The sequence below is a fragment of the Cyanobacteriota bacterium genome, assembly GCA_025054735.1.
Taxonomy (GTDB): domain Bacteria; phylum Cyanobacteriota; class Cyanobacteriia; order SKYG9; family SKYG9; genus SKYG9.
Genome location: JANWZG010000715.1, coordinates 1 through 516, shown reverse-complemented (window position 1 = coordinate 516; position 516 = coordinate 1). Strand labels below are relative to the sequence as shown.

Sequence of the window (516 nt, the reverse complement as noted above, 5' to 3'; positions counted from 1 at the left end):
GGTGTTGTTACTGCCCTTTTCTCAGCCCTTGGTCTGGTGTTTGGAGCCCAGCTAGGCACCCTGTTGATCCGTCACGAGCACCACGGAGAGTTCATCAGTGGCACAGTTCTCATCGCCCTCGCACTGACGGAACTGTGGGAGTAATCTCCTCATATTTCGTCTTGACAGACCAGAAGATAGATGCAATAAGATACGCAAGTTCCGGGATAGCTCAGTCGGTAGAGCGGTCGGCTGTTAACCGATTGGTCGCTGGTTCGAGTCCAGCTCCCGGAGTAAGGCGAACAAAGCGGGAAAGAAAAAAAGAAAAGCAGGGGGGCATGAAAAGTTGGCTATGCCCTTTGGAGCTTCATGAGGGCATTTTTAAGAGCTTTTACAGCAAGGGTAATTTCCTCCTCATTGACAACAAGAGGAGGAGCAAGGCGGATCACATCCTCTCCCGCCACGCTCGCAAGCACCCCTTCTTCCCGCATCACCCTTAGGGCGTCCCTCGGATCGTATCCTTTGGCCAGCCGCACG

At 53.5% G+C, this 516-nt stretch carries 1 protein-coding gene and 1 tRNA gene; one reads left to right on the top strand and one right to left on the bottom strand.

All coding sequences use genetic code 11. The features are described 5' to 3' along the window. The first annotated feature begins 200 nt into the window (after window positions 1-200). Window positions 201-273, top strand: a tRNA-Asn gene (locus NZ772_19510). A 56-nt stretch (window positions 274-329) separates the two neighbouring features. Here NZ772_19510 and NZ772_19505 read toward each other — a convergent pair. Beyond that, window positions 330-516, bottom strand: a 187-nt coding sequence (locus tag NZ772_19505) for an acetylornithine transaminase (protein ID MCS6815740.1), incomplete at its 5' end; no start/stop codon positions are given.